This window comes from Deferrisoma camini S3R1 (assembly GCF_000526155.1).
Lineage (GTDB): Bacteria > Desulfobacterota > Deferrisomatia > Deferrisomatales > Deferrisomataceae > Deferrisoma > Deferrisoma camini.
In genome coordinates, this window is record NZ_JAFN01000001.1 from 4,138,375 (window position 1) to 4,153,062 (window position 14,688).

Genomic DNA, 14,688 nt, shown 5'->3' on the forward strand with positions numbered 1-14,688 from the left:
GAGCGACGTGTGCGAGGAGGTGGGCTCAGGCGAGCCCCCACAACCGAGCGAAAGCAGCAGGGGTAAGCAGGCGGGCAAAGGCCGGCGGGCGTTCCAAGAGTTCTCCATCTCCGGCCACCAGCACGGTACCCGGCTCGACGGCCAGCAGATCCCAGAGATGTTGGTCGCCCGGGTCGGGCGGAGGCTTCGGAGCGGGAGCGGGGGTGCGCAGGCCGCCGTTGGCCGCGATGTCGAGCAGGACGGTGTCCACCTCGTCTCCGGAAAGGCCGTGGAGGCCCTGGATCCGCGGCCGCAGGAGCACCCGGCGGCCCTGGGAAATCAGCGCGCGGCGGCACCCTGGGTGGAGAGGGGGGCGGCCGGTACATCCTCCCGAAGGGGCGGCCGCCTGTTTGCGGTTCCGGGCGCGAGGGCCGGTGGTGCCGCGGCGTTTTTCACCCGGGGCGCGGGGGCGCCGTGAGGGTCTGCCACAGGTGCTCCACGTGCAGCGGGTTGCGCACGCGCGTCCCGCCCACCTCGAACGTCCGGTCTCCGTTGTAGAGGACGAATCCCGGGGAGGTGGGTCCGGCCCCGAGGCCCCGGAACCGCTCGATCCCCTTGAGGAACGCCGGCGAAAACGTCTCCGAGGACTTGATCTCAACCGGGATCAATGTGCCCTCGTGCCGCACCACCAGGTCCACCTCGTTTCCGTGGGAGTCCCGAAAGAAGTACACCTCGGGCCGCACGCCCCGGTTCAGCGCCCCCTTGATCACCTCGGTCACCACGAGGTTTTCGTACAGGTTCCCGCGCAGCGGGTCGCGGAACGCCTGCTGCTCGGAGTGGATCCCCAGCAGGAACGCGCACAGCCCCACGTCGGTGAAATAGAGCTTGGGCGATTTGACCACGCGCTTTCGGATGTTCTGGAAGTAGGGCGGCACCTCGAACACCGCGTAGGAGGCTTGGAGGACGTTCAGCCAGTTGCGGATCGTGGTGGCTGACACGCCGACGTCGTTGGCCAGGGAGGAGTGGTTGACCACCTGGCCCACCCTTCCGGCGAGGAGCACCAGAAACCGCTGGAACAGCGACAGATCCCGAAGGCGCACGAGCGCCCGGACGTCTCGCTCCACATAGGTCTGGAGGTAGCCGTTGAAAAAGCGCCGGGGGGAGAGGTTTTCCTGGTGGAGCCGGGGGAAGCACCCCTTCACGATCAGCTCGAAGGCGTCCCAGGTGGGCTTGTAGTGGCGAAGCTCGCCGACCGAGAAGGGCCACAAGGTGAGCACGGCCGTGCGGCCTGCGAGGGTTTGCGCCACGGCCCGATGAAGCTCGGGTTGGTGGCTTCCGGTGAGGACGAACCGGCCGGGCGTCGGAAGCTCGTCCACCATTCCCTGGAGGTACGAGAGCAGGGCGGGCAGGCGCTGAACCTCGTCGAGGATCGCCCCTTCCCCGACCGAACGCAGAAACCCCCGGGGATCCGCCCCGGCGGCCAGGTGGACGTCCGGGTCCTCCAACGACACATAGGGTTTGTCGGGGAACGCCATGCGCACGAGGGTGGTCTTGCCGGCTTGGCGCGGGCCCAGCACGGTGACCACCGGGTACTCGGCAGCGCTTTCGAGGAGCTCTTCGCAGATCTCGCGGCGGACCATGCGCACAGGGTACCGGCTGCTTGTGCAAACTGCAAGTTAAAGTTTGGATTTGCACGAAAGATAGGCAAGCCTCCTCCCGCGTAGGGGTATCCGTTTCTCCGCAGGAGCGGCCTCCAGGGGGAGGGGAGGGGGCACTCTATATGCTGGACTTTAGAGGCACGGCGGCCGTGATCTCCGCAAGGGAGAGCCGAAACGACCGCGTGCCGACAGTGAAAGTGGGCGTCGTTTACGCTGCTTTTTGTAGATTGGAGTGGATAAGGGGGCGCTCCTCCCGGCCCGCGTGCTGGGCAGGGGGGAGCAGCCCCTTTCAAGGCCGGGCGTTCACCGCCTCCACCACGGCGTTGCCGTCGGGGTAGATGGCGATCCGGTTCAGGCAGGCGGGGTCCTGGGCCAGGACGTGGAACCGGGACAGGGGGATCCCCAGGTACCGGAACAGGATGACCCGGTTCGTGCCGCCGTGGGCCACCACGGCCACGGTCTCGCCGGGGTGGCGGGCCACGATGCGGTCGAACGCGGGCACGGCCCGGGCGGAGAGATCCGAGAGGCTCTCACCCCCGGGGATCCGGAACGTCTCCAGGTCGGCCCACCACTTGCGGAGCCGTTCGCCGTCCTCGACCAGGAGCTCCCGCACCGGCCGGCCGTCCCAGCGCCCCATGTGGAGCTCCCGCAGGGCCGGATCGGCGGTCACGGACAGCCCGTCGTGCCTCCGCGCCAGGATCTCGGCGGTCTCCCGGGCCCGGCACAGGTCCGAACAGTACACGGCGGCCAGGGGCTCGCCGGCCAGGCCCCGGGCCAGGGCCTCGGCCTCGGCCCGGCCCTGGGCCGTCAGCGGCACGTCCACGTGGCCGTGGAGCACGCCGTCGCCCCCCACCGAGCCGTGACGGATCAGGAGGATCCGGGTGGGCACGTCACGCGAAGGCATGGAGGAACACCAGGAACACGACCTCGGAGGTCTCCACGCAGAACCCGAGCACGTCGCCGGTGACGCCGCCCAGGCGGCGGCGGAAGTACCGGCGGAGCACCTCGGACCACGCCCAGACGGCGGCCAGGGCCGCCGCACCGGGCCACCCCAGGAACACCACGGCCGCGCCCGCGGCCCACAGGGTGGCTTGGACCACCTCGTTGCCGGAGAGGTGGGCGCTGTAGGGCGCGCCCAGGCCGCCCTCGGGCCGGGCGTAGGGGCTTCGGTGGGCCAGCCACACGGCCGCGGCCCGGCCCGCGGCCGGCGTGACCAGCAGCCCGGCCACGCGCGCCCCTTCGGGCAGGAGGCCGTAGCCTGCCGCCTTGGCCCCGATCACGAGGGTCAGGGCGGCGGCTCCCACCGCGCCGGTGCGGCTGTCCTTCATGATCCGCAGGGCCCGTTCCGGGGTCCACCCCCCGGCCAGCCCGTCGGCGGTGTCGGCCAGGCCGTCCAGGTGGAAGCAGCCGGTGGCCCCGGCCAGCAGGGCCACCGCGAGGGCCCCCTCCAGCAGGCCCGGCAGGGCCCGGCCCAGCACGGCGTGGAACCCCACGAGCCCCGCGCCCAGGGCGAGCCCCACCAGGGGGAACGCGGCCATTGCCCGGCCCAGCTCCCGGTCCTCGAACCGTTCGGCCGGGAACAGGGGGATCACGGTGAGGAACTGCCAGGCCACGGCGAACCGGCTCCTGGTCACGGCGAGTCCTCACGGTTCGACACCCCGGCCTCGCTGAACGTGGCCATCTCCGACAGGATCCGGGCCGCGGCCTCGATCACCGGCATGGCCAGGGCCGCGCCGGTACCCTCGCCCAACCGCAGCTCCAGCACCAGGAGGGGCTCCTGCCCCAGGTGCTCCACCATGCGGATGTGGGCCCGCTCCTGGCTGAGGTGCGAGAGGAACAGGTACTCGGCGGCCCGGGGCGCGAGGCGGCAGGCCACCAGGGCCGCGGCCGTGGAGATGAACCCGTCCACCACCACGGGCAGGCCCAGGGCCGCGGCGCCCAGGCACACGCCGGCCATGCCCGCGATCTCGAACCCGCCGACCTTGTGCAGCACGTCCAGGGGGTCGGACGGATCGGGCCGGTTCACCTCCAGCGCCCGGCCCACCACCTCGGCCTTGCGGCGCAGCCCCTCGTCGTCCACGCCGGTGCCCCGGCCCACCACCTCGGCCGGGGGCAGGCCCGTGAACGCGGCCAGGATGGCCGAGGCTGGGGTGGTGTTGCCGATGCCCATCTCGCCGATCCCCACCAGGTCCACCCGGTCCCGGGCGGCCTGCCGGGCCAGATCCACCCCGACGCCCAGGGCCTGGAGGGCCTGGGCCCGGGTCATGGCCGGACCCCGGGCCAGGTTTCGGGTGCCCCGGGCCACCTTGGCGTGCACCAGCCCCTGCACCCCGTGGAAGTCGTGGTCCACCCCCACGTCCACCACCACGATCTCCGCGCCCGCGTGCCGGGCCAGCACGTTGATGGCGGCCCCGCCCCGCAGGAAGTTGAGCACCATCTGGGCGGTGACCTCCCGGGGATAGGCGCTCACCCCCTCCTCGGTCACCCCGTGGTCGGCCGCCAGGGTGTAGACCCGCTTCCTCCCGATGCGCGGACGGGTGGTGCGCTGGATGGCGGCCAGCCGCTTGGCCACCTCCTCCAGCCGGCCCAGGCTTCCGGGGGGCTTGGTGAGGTCGTCGAGCCGGGCCTGGGCGGCCTCCAGATCGGTCGGAGCAAGGGGCCGGATGCCGGCCGCGAGGTTGTGGAGCTCCCGTTCGGTCATGTCTGCGCCTGCTCCCTGTTGCCTACTTCAGCCGCACCGGCAGGCCCGAGACGACCAGGTAAGCCTCGTGGGCCCGGGCGGCGCAGTCCTGGTTGATGCGGCCGGCCAGGTCCCGGAACCGGCGGGCCAGGGGGTTGGCCGGCACGATGCCGGCCCCCACCTCGTTGGTGACCAGGCACACCCGGCCGGAGAACCCGTCCAGGGCCCGGTAGAACGACTCCCGGGCCCGGCGCAGGCCCCCCTCGTCGTCGCCGTGGAGGCCGAGCAGGTTCGAGGTCCACAGGGTCAGGCAGTCCACCAGGGCTCCCCCGTAGGCCTCGGCCTCGGCCAGGGCCCGGGCGAGGTCCAGGGGCTCCTCCAGGGTGGTCCACCGGGGGCCCCGGTCCTCGCGGTGGCGCCGCACCCGATCCGCCATCTCGTCGTCCAGCACCTCGGCCGTGGCGACGTAGAGGAGCGGCCCCTCCCAGGCCTCCACCAGGCGTTGGGCGAACCGGCTCTTGCCGCTGCGGGCCCCTCCGGTCACGAACACGATGCGGGCCATGGCACTCCTGGGGCGGGTGGGCGAGATCTGCTCTCCAGCAGGCCGAAGGCCCCTGACCGACGACCGTGGACCGACGACCGCAGACCGAAGTTCCTGGGACGCGCATTGTGGGCGGAACGGCGAGGGTGCGTCAACGTGCGCCGCGGAAGCGGCCGTTGCGACGGGCCGGCCGGGTGCGATACCGTCTCAGGTCGGCCCGGCCCGAGGGGCCCGGGCGAGAACCGCCACGCCAGTGCCTCCACGGAGCCCCCCATGCCCAGTTCGCTCTCCCCGGACGAAGCCCTCGCCCGGATCGACGGCCTGGAGAGGTTCGGCATCGACCTCGGCCTCGACCGCATCTCCGAGTGCCTGGCCCGCCTGGGCCATCCCCAGAAGCGGTTCCCTTCGGTCCACATCGCGGGCACCAACGGCAAGGGGTCCACGGCCGCGTTCGCCGAGTCGGTGCTGCGCCGGGCGGGGTACCGGGTGGGGCTGTACACCTCGCCGCCGCTGGAACGGTTCGGGGAGCGGATTCGGGTCGACGGCCGGGATCTGGCTGCCGGGGCCGTGCCGGACCTGCTGGCCCGGGTGGAGGCCACCGGGGTCGCTCTCACCCAGTTCGAGGTGATCACGGCCATGGCCCTGCTGCACTTTGCCGACCGGGAAGTGGACGTGGCCGTGGTGGAGGTGGGGCTGGGGGGGCGGCTGGACGCCACGAACACGGTGGAGCCGGCCGTGAGCGCCGTGACCAACGTGGGGCTGGAGCACGCGGAGCACCTGGGGCCCACCGTGGCTCAGATCGCCCGGGAGAAGGCGGCCATCGCCCGGCCCGGGGTCCCCCTGGTCACCGCGGCCGAGGGCGAGGCACTCCGGGCGGTGGAGGCCGAGGCCCGGGCCCGGGGAGCCCCGGTGGTGGTCGTGGGCCGGGACGTGGCGGTGCGGCCCGGTCCGGACGGATACCGGTACGAGGGACGGGTCTGGTGCCTGGACGACCTGCGTCCCTCCCTGAAGGGCCCCCACCAGGCCCGGAACCTGGCCGTGGCCCTGGCGGCCGTGGAGAGCCTGGCCGAGCGGGGGTGGCGGATTCCGGCCGCGGCCGTGGGGGAAGGCGTGGCCGCGGCCCGGTGGCCGGGCCGGTTCGAGGTGTTGGGGACCGGCCCCCGGGTGGTGCTGGACGGCGCCCACAACCCCCATGCCAGCCGTTGCCTGGCCGAGGCCCTGGCGGCCGAGGCCAAGGATCGGCTGCTCCTCGTCCTGGGCATCCTGGGCGACAAGGACGCCCAGCGGATCGCCGGTGACCTGGTGCCCCTGGCCGACGCGGTGTGGGTGACCCGCTCGGCCTCCTCCCGCGCCGTGCCCCCGGAGCGGCTCCTGGCGGCGGCCCAGGAGGCCGCCGGGGTGCGGGCCGAGGCCGCCCCCACGGTGGCCGAGGCCCTGGACCGGGCGCTGGCCCAGGCCGGCCCGGGGGACCTGGTGTGCGTGACCGGGTCCCTGACCGTGGTGGGCGAGGCCCGCCGCCGCCTGAGGGAGCTGGGGTGGGTGCCCTGAGACGGGCCGCCTGGGTTCTCGCGCTCGTCCTGGTGGCCGCGGGGGTGGCCCGGGCCCAGAGCCTCCGGATGATTCGCGGGCAGGGGGACGAGCCGGTGGAGATCCGGGCCGACCGGATCGAGGCCCGGCTGGACGAGGCCCGGCGGGAGGTGGTGGCCGTGGGCCGGGTCCTGGTGACCTGGGGGGGATACCGGCTCCAGGCCCGGCGGGTCCGGTACTTGCCGGCGGAGGACCGGGCCGAGGCCGAGGGCGGGGTGGTGTTCACCGACCCGGACGGCAACCGGCTGGAGTGCGAGGGGCTCGAGATCCACCTCGACACCCAGAAGGGGGTGGTGCGCTCGGGCCGGCTGTGGATCGCCCGCGAGGGGTACCTGGTGTGGGGCAAGCGGTTCGAGCGCCTGGGCGAGCGCTCGTACCGGGTGGAGGACGGTGGGTTCACGGCCTGCGACGGCACCTGGCCCAGCTGGAGGGTGGAGGCCGACCGGGTGGAGGTGGAGCTCGAGGGGTTCGTGCGGGCCCGCGGGGCCTCGTTCTGGATGGAGGGGGTGCCGCTGGCCTACAGCCCGGTGCTGGTGTTCCCGGTGGTCCGGGAGCGGCGCTCCGGGTTCCTGCTGCCCCGGGTGGGCTGGACCGACACCCAGGGCCTCCGCTGGCTCCAGCGCTACTACTGGGCCCCCTCCGACTCCTGGGACCTCACGCCGCGGGCGGAGTACCGCAGCCGCCGGGGTTGGACCGAGGGGATCGAGTTCCGGTACGCTCCGGCCGAGGGCCACCGGGGACGGGTCGATCTGGAGCACCTGTACGACCGGCAGGATCGGGGTCACCGTTACGCCGTGGAGCTGGATCACGAGAGCCGGTTCCCGGGCCGCAACCGTCTCCGGCTCCAGGGGGCGTACCAGGGCGACACCCGGTACCAGGAGGAGTTGGCCGACACCCTGGACGACCGGGAGGCCCGGCGCCTGCGGTCGTTCGGGCTGTGGTCCTGGGACGGCGCGGCCGGCACGGCCTACGGGCTGGCCGAGTTCTTCCAAGCCCTCGACACCTCCCAGGCTGCGGTGCTCCAGACCCTGCCCCGGCTGGGGTTCCTGGGGCGCGAGGTGCGGATCGCGGGGCCGTTGGTGGGCGCCCTGTCGGCCGAGGCGACGCGGTTCTGGCGGGCCCGGGGGCCGCGGGGGGAGCGGGTGTCCCTGGAGCCGGCCGTGGGGCTCGAGGGCCGGGTCGGCGGGGTGGGAACCTTTGCCCGGGCCGGGGTCCGGGAGAACCTCTACCGCCTCGACGGCCGCACCCGAGGCCGCGGCGCGCCCCGGGCCGGGGTGGGCGCGAACGCGTTCCTGTGGCGGCGGTACGGCACGTGGCTCCACACCCTGGAGCCGTTCGCGGGCCTGGAGGCCGAGGGCCGGGGCCACGGCGAGGTGCCGGCCGCGTTCGATGGGACCGACCGGTTCGACCCGGGGCTCCGGGCCGTGGGCGGTGTCTCCACCCGCTGGATCCCGGGCGGCACGGCCGACGAGGTGCTGGGCGCGGACCTGAGGGTGACCCGGGACCTGACCGACGGCCGGTGGGGCGTCGGCTGGGTCGAGGCGTTCTGGGCCCCGGCGGTCGGCCGCCGGCTCTGGGCCGAGGGGGAGTACGAGCCCGAGACCGGGAGCTGGGCCTCCTGGGCCGTCGGAGGGCGGTGGGCAAGGGGGTCCCGCACCCGCCTGGCCGCCGAGGTCCGGCACCGACGGGACGAGACCACGTATCTCGACGCCGGCCTCTCCGTGGCCTTGGGCCGGTACGGCCGGATCGGGTATCGCAGCCGGGCCGACCTGGACGCGGGCCGCTTGCTGGAGGACGCCTACTCCGTGGGCGTGGCCCACCCCTGCTGGGAGCTCGACCTCACCTACAGCCGGACCTGGATCCCCGACGAAGGGCGGCTCGACCGGAAGGTGTTCGTCATGGTGAACCTCAAGGGGCTCGGAACCCTGGGAACCTGGAAGGGGATCCTGCCGTGAGGGCGGTGGTCGGGGCCGCGTGGTGTCTGATTCTGGTCGCGGTGTGCGCGGCCGCGGCCGGCCCGGACCCGGGGACGGCCCTGTACGAGGCCGCCCGGGCCCGGTACCGGCAGCTCGAAGCGGACGGCGCCCCCGCTCGGGAGGTGAGCGCCTGGCGGGAGGTGGCCGACCGGTTCCTTCGGGTGGCGGACGAGGCGCCTCGGTCGGCCAAGGCGGACGACGCCCTGTACATGGTGGGCATCTGCCGGGAGCGGGCCGCGGCCCTGTCGTCCGGGGTGGGGGACCGGCGCGCCGCGGTGGACGCCTACGACCGGCTGGCCCGGTCGTACCCGGGGTCGCGTCTGGCCGACGACGCCCTGTTCCGGGCCGGTCGGATCCGCGAGGGCGCGGGGGACCTGGAAGCGGCAAGGGCCTTCTATCAAAGGGTGCTGCGGGAGATCCCACGGGGGGACATGGCGCCGGTGGCCAGGGCCCGGCTCCGGGATCTGGGCCGGCCCAGCCGGGTGAAGGGGGTGCGGCGGTGGTCCGGGCCCCGGTACACCCGGGTGGTGGTGGACCTGGGCCGCACCGTGGCCTACCAGGTGGGGGCCCTGCCCCCGGCGCCGGAGGCGGGCCGGCCGGCCCGGGTGTACGTGGACCTGCGGCCCGCCCGCCTGGGGGCCGGGTGCGCCACGAGCACCGCCGTGGCCGACGGCCTGGTGCGCCGGGTTCGGGTGGCCCAGCACGACCGGGACACGGTCCGGGTGGTCCTGGACCTGGAGGAGGAGGCCGACCACCGGGTGTTTCCCCTGGAAGGGCCGGCCCGGCTGGTGATCGACGTGTTCGGGGGGCGCGGCCCCGGCGAAGACGTGGTCACCCGGATCCTCCGCGGACAGGAGGGAGGGGCGCGGCCGATCCGGGTGGTCATCGACCCCGGCCACGGCGGCCGCGACCCGGGAGCGCTGGGGCCGGGCGGCCTGCGGGAGAAGGACGTCACCCTGGCCATCGCCCGGGAGCTGGCGCGGCTGCTGGGCGAGAGGCCGGGCTGGGAGGTGCGGCTCACCCGGGACCGGGACGAGTACCTCTCGCTGGAGGAGCGCACCGCCCGGGCCAACGCCTTCGGCGCGGACCTGTTCGTGTCGATCCACGCCAACGCCAGCCGGTCCCGCCGGGCCCGGGGGATCGAGACCTACTACCTGAGCCCGGCCTCGGACCGGTCGGCCCGGCGGTTGGCCGCGCTGGAGAACCAGGGGAGGGAGGAGGACCTGGCCGAGATGGAGCACATCCTGGCCGACGTGGTGCTCTCGGCAAAGGTGGAGGACTCCCGCCGGCTGGCCGAGGCGGTACAGCAGGCCCTGGTGGACGAGCTGGCGCGCCGCGGAGGCCCGGTGCGGGACCTGGGGGTCAAGCAGGGGCCGTTCTACGTGCTGACCGGGGCGGTGATGCCGGCCGTGCTCGTGGAGACCTCGTTCATCACCCACCCCGAGGAGGCCCGGCGGCTGGCCGACCCGGGGTTCCGGCGCCAGGTGGCCGAGGCCCTGGCCCGGGGGGTGGAGCGGTTCGCCAAGGGGCGGGGGGGATGAACGCGCCCCGGCTGTCGCCCGAGGACCTGGCGCACCCCGACCGGCGGGGACCCGCCGTGGCGGAGTGGGCCGCCCGGGCCCGCGAGGCGTTCCGGCGGGCCCACGCCGCCGGCATCGGCGGTCGGGAGGGCGTGGCCCTGTGGACGGGGTGGATCGACCACCTGGTGGGGGCCCTGTTCGAGGCCGTCCGGGGAGACCGCGCCGGCCTGTGCCTGGTGGCCCTGGGGGGCTACGGCCGGGCCGAGCTGTCCCCCGGGTCGGACCTGGACCTCCTTCTCCTGCACCGGGGTGACCCGGGTCTGGCCGAGGTGGCCGAGGCCCTGTGCTACCCCCTGTGGGATGCGGGGTTCGACGTGCAGGCGGTGACCCGGACCCTGGACGAGAACCTGCGGGCGGCCCGGGCGGACCTCAGGAGCCGCACGAGCCTGCTCGAGGCCCGCCGGCTCAACGGTTGCCCCGGGCTCTGGGCCGAGTTCGAGGAGCGGGTGATCGCCGGTGAGATCCTGGGGCACGACCGGGACTGGTTCGTGGAGGCCAAGGTCCGGGAGATGGAGGCCCGCCACGGCCGATACGGCGACACCGTGTACCTGCTGGAGCCCCAGGTCAAGGAGGGGCCGGGCGGCCTGCGGGACATCCACACAGCCCTGTGGGTGCTCAAGGTGGCCGCCGGCACCCGGGACCCGGGGGAGGCCTGCCGCCGCACGGGGGTCCCCTCGGCCGAGCGCGAGGGGCTGGAGGACTGCCTGGACTTCCTCCTGCGGGTCCGCAACCAGCTCCACCTGGCGAGCGGCCGGCGGGACGACCGGCTCAGCTTCGAGCAGCAGGACGAGGCCGCGGCCGCCCTGGGGTTTGGGGACGAGGGCGGCATCTCCGGCGTGGAGCGGTTCCTCCAGGCCTACCACGCCACGGCCAACCGGGTGAGCCACCTGGCCCGCACGGTGATCCGCCGGGTCCGGGTCCGGGCCGAGGCCGGCGCCCGGGAGCCGTGGAAGGAGCCCGGGGTCTGGCTCCAGGACGGCGAGGTGTGGCTCGACCGGGAGGAGGCCCGGCGCCGGCCCCTGGCCCTGCTGGCCGCGTTCGAGGCCGCCCAGGAGACCGATCGGGAGCTGTCGCCCACGGCCCTGGAGGTGGTGCGGGAGAACCTGGACCGGGTGGACGACCGGTTCCGCCGGGACCCGGGCGCGGTGGAGCGGTTCCTGCGGATCCTGCGGTTCCCCAGGCGGGTGGCCACCACCCTGATGGCCATGCACGAGGTGGGGTTCCTGGACCGGTTCATCCCCGAGTTCGCCCGGATCCACGGCCGGGCCCAGCGGGACCTGTACCACGTGTACCCCGTGGACGTGCACAGCCTGTTCGCGGTGCGGGAGTTGCGCCGGCTGGCCCGGGGCGAATACGCTACGGAGTTCCCCCTGCTCACCGAGCTGGTGTCCGGGGTGCGGCATCCGGAGGTGCTGTACCTGGCCGCCCTGCTCCACGACGTGGGTAAGGGCGGGGGCGGGGGGCACGCCGCCCGGGGGGCCGAGGCCGCGGTGGCGGTGGCCGACCGGATGGGGTTCGACCCGGAGCAGCGGGAGTACCTGGTGTTCCTGGTGCGCGAGCACCTGGCCATGGCCCGAACGGCCCAGAGCCGGGACCTGGACGACCCGGACGTGGTGGCCGAGTTCTGCCGGCGGGTGGGGGACCAGGAGTCCCTGGACCTGCTCTACCTGCTCACCGTGGCCGACATCCGGGCCGTGGGTCCCGGCGCCTGGACCCCCTGGAAGGGGTTTCTACTCCAGACCCTGTACCAGCGGGCCCGGGAGGTCCTGGCCAGGGGGGGCGACGCCGGGCCTCGGCGGGACGACCCCCGCCGGGCCGAGGCCGTGGCCGACCGGGTTCGGGCCGAGGCGGCCGGCCGGGTTCCCCCGGGCGAGGTGGAGGCGTTCCTGGCCGGCGTGGAGACCGTGCGCTACCTCCTGGCCAACCCCGTGGAGGCCCTGCTGCGGCACCTGGAGGCGTTCGCCGCCCGGGGGCCGCGGCCGGTGGTGCGGTTCCGCGAGGTGCCCGACGAGGGGTTCGCCGAGGTGCTCCTGGTCACCCGGGACCGGCCCGGCCTGTTCGCCCAGGTGGCCGGGGTCCTGGCCTCCCAGCGGTTCAATATCCTCTCGGCCGTGCTGAATAGCCGCACCGACGGATGGATCCTGGACGTGTTCCACCTGACCCCGGCGCGGCCGGAGCCGGGCCGGTGGGAGGCGTGCCGGCGGGCGCTCGAGGCCGTGCTCGAGGGCACCCAGAACTTCGCCCCGGTGGCCGAGCGCCTGCACCGCCGCAGCGGCCTGCGCCGGCCCCTGCCCACGGTGCCCCCGGAGGTGGCCGTGGAGAACGGGGCGTCCCGGCGGTACACCGTGGTGGAGATCCGGGCGGCCGACCGCCTGGGGCTCCTGTACGACGTGGCCCGAACCCTGGCCGAGGAGGGATGCACCATCCGCATCGCCAAGATCACCACCAGCCTGAACCGGGCGGTGGACGCTTTCTACGTGGAGGACGCGGAGGCCGGGGGCAAGATCACGGAGCCCGAGCGGGTGGAGAGGCTGCGCCGGGCCCTCGTGCGGGCGGCCCAGGGGGATCCGGCATGACCCGTCGGTGGATCGGCGCCCTCCTGGCAGCGGCCCTGGTGCTGGCCGGCACGACGTGGGCCGGGGTGCGGGTGGATCCGTCGCGGCCCCGGCCGGGGGACCTGTTTCGGATCTTCTGGCGGCCCGACGCGGCCGGGGGGCCGTGGCGGGTCCGGTTCGACGGTCGGGAGTTCCCCCTGTGGCCCGGCCCCGACGGGGGGTGGGAGGGGCTGGCCGCGGTGGATGCGACGGCCGAGCCGGGCCCCCGAAGCCTGGAGATCGTGGGCCGCACCGGCCCGGCGGCCCGGCAGCGGATCGAGGTGGCTCCCCGGTCGTTCGGGGAACAGCGGCTTCGGGTGGACCCCCGCCTCGTGAACCCCAATCCCGAGGACGCGGCGCGCGCGGCCCGGGAGGCCAAGCGCATCCGGGAGGTGCTGGCCCGGATCAGCCGGCCCCGGCTGTGGAACCCGCCGTTCTTCCTGCCGGCCCGGGGACCGGTGTCGAGCCCGTTCGGGGTGCGGCGTGTGTACAACGGCGAGCCCCGAGGGTACCATTCCGGCCTCGACATCGCCGCGCCCCGGGGCACCCCGGTGCGGGCCGCCGCGGCAGGGGTGGTGGCCCTGGCCGACGAGCTGTTCTACACCGGCCGGACCGTGTTCCTGGACCACGGCCTGGGGCTGTTCACGGCCTACTTCCACATGGACGAGATCCGGGTGCGGCCGGGGCAGCCCGTGGAGGCCGGAGACGTGCTCGGCGTGGTGGGGTCCACGGGCCGGTCCACCGGACCCCACCTCCATTGGGGCGCGTACCTCGAGGGGATCAAGGCCGACCCCTTGACGCTTCCCGGTCTGGCCGCCCGGCCCGGAAGGCGTGCCGGCGCCGGCGTCGCCCGGGGGGCGGGAGCCAAGGAACCCTGACGACCTTTCCGGAGTTTTTCCGTGGGCGAGACGAACGAGCGGTTCGAAGATCTGCTGAAACGCCTCGAGCAGAGGGTCGAGGCCCTGGAGTCGGGTGACCTGGATCTGGAGGCCGCCCTCGAGGCCTATGAGGAGGGGGTCAGGCTGGCCCGGGAGTGCCACCGGCGCTTGGACGAGGCCGAGCGCCGCATCGAGATCTTGCGGCGGGGCGAGGACGGGGAGCCGGTGCTGGAGCCCCTGGAGCCGGGTCGCCTGGAGACCGAAGAGGGCTGAGCCGGCAGGGCTGGGACCGCCGCCGCTGCAGAGCCGCCGAGGAGCGTGATCGTGGACGTGAAGGCGTACCTGGAGACCTGCCGGACCCGGGTGGACGGATGGCTCGACCGGTGGATGCCGCCGGTCGACCGGTTTCCCCAGCTCCTGTTCGAGGCCATGCGTTACAGCCTGTTCGCGGGGGGCAAGCGGATGCGGCCGGCCCTGACCCTGGCGGCCTGCGAGACTCTGGGCGGCGAGCCCGAGGCGGCCGTGCCGTTCGCGGCGGCGTTGGAGATGGTCCACACCTACAGCCTGATCCACGACGACCTGCCCGCCATGGACGATGACGACCTGCGGCGGGGCCGGCCCACCAACCACAAGGTGTTCGGTGAGGGCATGGCCGTGCTGGCCGGCGACGGGCTGCTCACCGACGCGTTCTCCGCCCTGACCGATCCGGAGGTGCTTCGGGTCCACCCGGCCGAACGGGTGGTGCGGGCCGTGGCCGAGCTGGCCCGGGCGGCCGGCACCGCGGGCATGGTGGGCGGTCAGGCCCTGGACCTGGTGAGCGAGGGCCGGGTCCCGGACCTGCCGACCCTGGAGTTTCTGCACACCCACAAGACCGGCGCCCTCATCCGGGCCGCCGTGGTGCTGGGGGCGTTGGCGGCCGGCGCGGGCGAGGAGGACCTGGGTCGGCTCGGCCGGTTCGCCGAGCGGGTGGGGCTGGCGTTTCAGATCGCCGACGACATCCTCGACGTGGAGGGCGACCCGGAGGCGCTGGGCAAGCCCGTGGGCAGCGACGAGGGCCGTGCCAAGGCCACCTACCCAGCGCTGCTGGGGCTTTCGGAGTCGCGGCGGCTGATGCAGGCGATCGTGGCCGAGGCCATGGACCTGCTGACCCCCTACGGCGGGCGGGCCGCGGCGCTCCGGGCCCTGGCCCGGTTCGTGGTGGAGCGCCGTCATTGA

13 protein-coding genes are annotated in these 14,688 nt (G+C 74.3%); 7 read left to right on the top strand and 6 right to left on the bottom strand.

Annotated elements, in window-relative coordinates; all coding sequences use genetic code 11:
- Window positions 1–25: 25 nt before the first annotated feature.
- From DEFCA_RS22520 to cobU, 6 genes are all read right to left on the bottom strand, one after another.
- On the bottom strand, window positions 26–250 hold the full coding sequence (locus DEFCA_RS22520) for a hypothetical protein (RefSeq protein ID WP_169709641.1): 225 nt from the start codon (window positions 248–250) through the stop codon (window positions 26–28).
- A gap of 181 nt (window positions 251–431) precedes the next feature.
- Entirely contained in the window at window positions 432–1,619 is a 1,188-nt protein-coding gene (locus DEFCA_RS0118275; protein ID WP_025324439.1) for an ATP-binding protein, read from the bottom strand.
- Window positions 1,620–1,926: 307 nt separating this feature from the next.
- Window positions 1,927–2,541 carry a histidine phosphatase family protein gene (locus DEFCA_RS0118280; protein WP_029734358.1) on the bottom strand — a complete coding sequence of 205 codons (615 nt, stop codon included), beginning with the start codon at window positions 2,539–2,541 and terminating at the stop codon, window positions 1,927–1,929.
- A complete protein-coding gene (gene cobS / locus DEFCA_RS0118285; RefSeq protein WP_025324441.1) occupies window positions 2,528–3,271 on the bottom strand; it encodes an adenosylcobinamide-GDP ribazoletransferase in 744 nt (247 codons plus the stop codon). Before cobS ends, DEFCA_RS0118280 begins: the two co-directional genes overlap by 14 nt.
- Entirely contained in the window at window positions 3,268–4,338 is a 1,071-nt protein-coding gene (gene cobT, locus DEFCA_RS0118290; RefSeq protein WP_025324442.1) for a nicotinate-nucleotide--dimethylbenzimidazole phosphoribosyltransferase, read from the bottom strand. The genes cobS and cobT overlap by 4 nt, the downstream gene beginning before the upstream one ends.
- A 22-nt stretch (window positions 4,339–4,360) precedes the next feature.
- Window positions 4,361–4,879: a bifunctional adenosylcobinamide kinase/adenosylcobinamide-phosphate guanylyltransferase gene (gene cobU / locus DEFCA_RS0118295; protein ID WP_025324443.1), complete on the bottom strand. Its 519-nt coding sequence runs from the start codon at window positions 4,877–4,879 to the stop codon at window positions 4,361–4,363.
- A gap of 252 nt (window positions 4,880–5,131) precedes the next feature.
- Here cobU and DEFCA_RS0118300 point away from each other — a divergent pair, with 252 nt between their 5' ends.
- Genes DEFCA_RS0118300 through DEFCA_RS0118330 form a run of 7 tightly spaced genes read left to right on the top strand, consistent with a single transcriptional unit; the run spans window position 5,132 to window position 14,688 of the window.
- Entirely contained in the window at window positions 5,132–6,406 is a 1,275-nt protein-coding gene (locus DEFCA_RS0118300; RefSeq protein WP_025324444.1) for a bifunctional folylpolyglutamate synthase/dihydrofolate synthase, read from the top strand.
- The gene (locus DEFCA_RS0118305; protein WP_025324445.1) at window positions 6,394–8,400 is read left to right on the top strand and encodes an LPS-assembly protein LptD; all 2,007 of its coding nucleotides are present in this window, start codon (window positions 6,394–6,396) and stop codon (window positions 8,398–8,400) included. Before DEFCA_RS0118300 ends, DEFCA_RS0118305 begins: the two co-directional genes overlap by 13 nt.
- Window positions 8,397–9,962, top strand: a complete 1,566-nt coding sequence (locus tag DEFCA_RS19910) for an N-acetylmuramoyl-L-alanine amidase (RefSeq protein WP_025324446.1) — start codon at window positions 8,397–8,399, stop codon at window positions 9,960–9,962. Before DEFCA_RS0118305 ends, DEFCA_RS19910 begins: the two co-directional genes overlap by 4 nt.
- Window positions 9,959–12,577 carry a [protein-PII] uridylyltransferase gene (gene glnD, locus DEFCA_RS0118315; RefSeq protein ID WP_025324447.1) on the top strand — a complete coding sequence of 873 codons (2,619 nt, stop codon included), beginning with the start codon at window positions 9,959–9,961 and terminating at the stop codon, window positions 12,575–12,577. The genes DEFCA_RS19910 and glnD overlap by 4 nt, the downstream gene beginning before the upstream one ends.
- Window positions 12,574–13,473 (top strand): M23 family metallopeptidase, encoded by a 900-nt coding sequence (locus DEFCA_RS0118320; RefSeq protein ID WP_025324448.1) that lies wholly within the window; start codon window positions 12,574–12,576, stop codon window positions 13,471–13,473. Before glnD ends, DEFCA_RS0118320 begins: the two co-directional genes overlap by 4 nt.
- A gap of 21 nt (window positions 13,474–13,494) precedes the next feature.
- Window positions 13,495–13,746 carry an exodeoxyribonuclease VII small subunit gene (locus tag DEFCA_RS0118325; RefSeq protein WP_025324449.1) on the top strand — a complete coding sequence of 84 codons (252 nt, stop codon included), beginning with the start codon at window positions 13,495–13,497 and terminating at the stop codon, window positions 13,744–13,746.
- A gap of 51 nt (window positions 13,747–13,797) precedes the next feature.
- A complete protein-coding gene (locus tag DEFCA_RS0118330; protein ID WP_025324450.1) occupies window positions 13,798–14,688 on the top strand; it encodes a polyprenyl synthetase family protein in 891 nt (296 codons plus the stop codon).